Genomic DNA, 2,259 nt, shown 5'->3' with positions numbered 1-2,259 from the left:
GAGCGTCGCCGAGGGTGCGGTCCTGGTTCACAAGACGCGGCTGGACAATTACCACCGTGGCCATAAGGCCCAGGGGATCGATGACGACATGGATGAAGACGACTGGACGGAACTGGCCAGTCTTTGGCAGCGCTTGAGTCATGACCTGGACACCCAGGCTCAAGGGCCAGGCCCGGACCTGGCCGACACGCTGGCCGACCTGTTCGATGGCTTGTTCGACGAGGCGCATGCCCAAGCACTGATCGACAACATGCCCGCGCCCAACGGTCAGTGGGACTGGGCCTGGACGCAACTGCGATCGGCACTGGCCGACGCCCATCGGTTGGCTGAGTTCGAATGGAAGGAGTGGTCGCTGTCAGGCGTCCACGCCATCAACACCCTCGCCCCACTTCGGGAACTGGGCATCGAAATCCCCACGCCTGACAGCAAAACCGTCGATGCGGTCAACCGCGCCAACGACTGGGAAAGGGCGCTGCTGCAATATTTCAATGCGCGATTGGAAACCCACGATTTGAAGCTGCTGGCCATCGGCACCCACTTCGATGAGTACCAGGCGTTTGCCTGCCTGCCCATGAACGGCCTGGGTCTGGTCAATGCCATGGAAATCATGGGCAGGCTGGGCATCGTCTATAAATACTGAGCATCAGGTGCGGTGACGGTTCGCCGCTGGACAAACGTTTTCGAGCCTCGGTACGACATGAAGAATTGTGATCACTGCGGCACCCTCATTCTTGCGGACAACGCCGAGTGCCCATTTTGCGCCGAGGCCATGCGTCACGCGGTCGAAACCTTCGCCCCGAGCACCGGGCCGCCGAAGTGGCTGAAAGTCGTCAAGTGGCTGTTTATCGGCTTGCTGGCGGCGGTACTCATTGCCATCGCCGCAGTCACCTGGATTCTCAACTCGCTGGGGCCGATGCCTTCGTTTGGTTGATTGCTCAAGCGAAAGGTCACATCAAAAGATCGCAGGCTTCGCCAGCTCCTACAGGCCAAGCTCCCGCGTCCCCCTGTAGGAGCTGCCGAGTACAACGAGGCTGCGATCTTTCCCTGACACCTAAAGATCAACATCAAAAGATCGCAGGCTTCGCCAGCGCCTACAGGGCCGACCGGGGCAAGCTCCCTCGCCACGATCAAAAACGCAGGTATCTGATATCCCTATAGTTGTTATCGATGCCAGCGCCGTTCTCGTTGCGCTTCGCTCTCTCTAATCTGCCCACCAACGCGATCGACGACGATCCCGGCAGATCAAACCGTCCCTTATGGAGAGAGAAACGATGAACACATTCAACCGCACCCTCGCAGTCGCCACCCTGGCCTTGGCCACCCTCGGCGCAGAAGCGGCCCCCCCCGTCCAGGCCGGCGCCAGCGCCACCGCGGTCGGCAGCGTTGTGCAGTCCGCCAGCTACATCACCACCAAGGATGGCGTGCAGCTCTATTACAAGGATTGGGGCCCGCGCAACGGCCAGGTCGTCACCTTCAGCCATGGCTGGCCGCTGGACTCCGACAGCTGGGAAGGACAGATGATGTTCCTCGCCTCCAAGGGCTATCGCGTCATTGCCCACGACCGTCGCGGTCATGGTCGCTCCAGCCAGCCGTGGGAAGGCAACGACATGGATCACTACGCCGACGACCTGGCAGCGGTCATCGAGGCGCTGGACCTGAAGGACGTGACCTTGGTCGGTTTCTCGACAGGGGGCGGCGAAGTGGCTCGCTATATCGGTCGCCACGGCACCAGCCGGGTCAAGAAAGCCGTGCTGGTGTCCTCGGTCCCGCCGCTGATGCTCAAGACCGACACCAACCCTGGCGGCTTGCCAATTGCGGTGTTCGACGGATTGCGCAAAGCCTCCCAGGAGAACCGTTCGCAACTGTACCTGGACATCGCCTCCGGCCCGTTCTACGGCTACAACCGCAAGGGCGCCAAACCGTCCCAAGGCTTGATCCAGTCGTTCTGGGCGCAAGGTATGCAGGGCGGCGCCAAGAACACCTATGACTCGATCGCGGCGTTCTCGGCGACCGACTTCCGCGGCGACCTGAAGAAGTTCGACGTGCCGACGCTGGTGATTCACGGCGACGACGACCAGATCGTGCCCATTGACGCTGCAGGCCGAGCCTCGGCAGCCCTGATCAAGGGTGCTCGACTGATCGTCTACCCTGGCGCGCCGCACGGCCTGACCGAGACTCACAAGGATCGCCTCAACCAGGACCTGCTGACGTTCCTCAAGGAATGAAGCTCGGTAGATGAAGCCATCACTGTGGGAGCGA

At 61.4% G+C, this 2,259-nt stretch carries 3 protein-coding genes; all 3 read left to right on the top strand.

The genetic code is table 11. From position 1 onward, the window contains the following. Positions 1–640, top strand: a 640-nt coding sequence (locus OC610_RS26025; RefSeq protein ID WP_264431911.1) for a DUF6630 family protein, incomplete at its 5' end; no start/stop codon positions are given. Positions 641–697: 57 nt separating this feature from the next. After that, positions 698–931, top strand: coding sequence for a hypothetical protein (locus OC610_RS26020; protein ID WP_264431907.1), 234 nt, complete (start codon positions 698–700; stop codon positions 929–931). Positions 932–1,271: 340 nt separating this feature from the next. Next, positions 1,272–2,225: an alpha/beta fold hydrolase gene (locus OC610_RS26015; protein ID WP_264431905.1), complete on the top strand. Its 954-nt coding sequence runs from the start codon at positions 1,272–1,274 to the stop codon at positions 2,223–2,225. The last annotated feature ends 34 nt before the right edge of the window (positions 2,226–2,259 follow it).

Origin of the sequence: Pseudomonas agronomica (genome assembly GCF_025917275.1) — a bacterium.
In the GTDB taxonomy this organism is placed as follows: Bacteria; Pseudomonadota; Gammaproteobacteria; order Pseudomonadales; family Pseudomonadaceae; genus Aquipseudomonas; species Aquipseudomonas agronomica.
The sequence above is the reverse complement of the archived record's forward strand: the minus strand, read 5'-3'. Positions and strand labels throughout refer to the sequence as shown.

Bases quoted from the DNA above. Each gene is read 5' to 3' on its own strand.
- OC610_RS26020 (WP_264431907.1), top strand. From the start codon at position 698: ATGAAGAATTGTGATCACTGCGGCACCCTCATTCTTGCGGACAACGCC.
- OC610_RS26015 (WP_264431905.1), top strand. From the start codon at position 1,272: ATGAACACATTCAACCGCACCCTCGCAGTCGCCACCCTGGCCTTGGCC.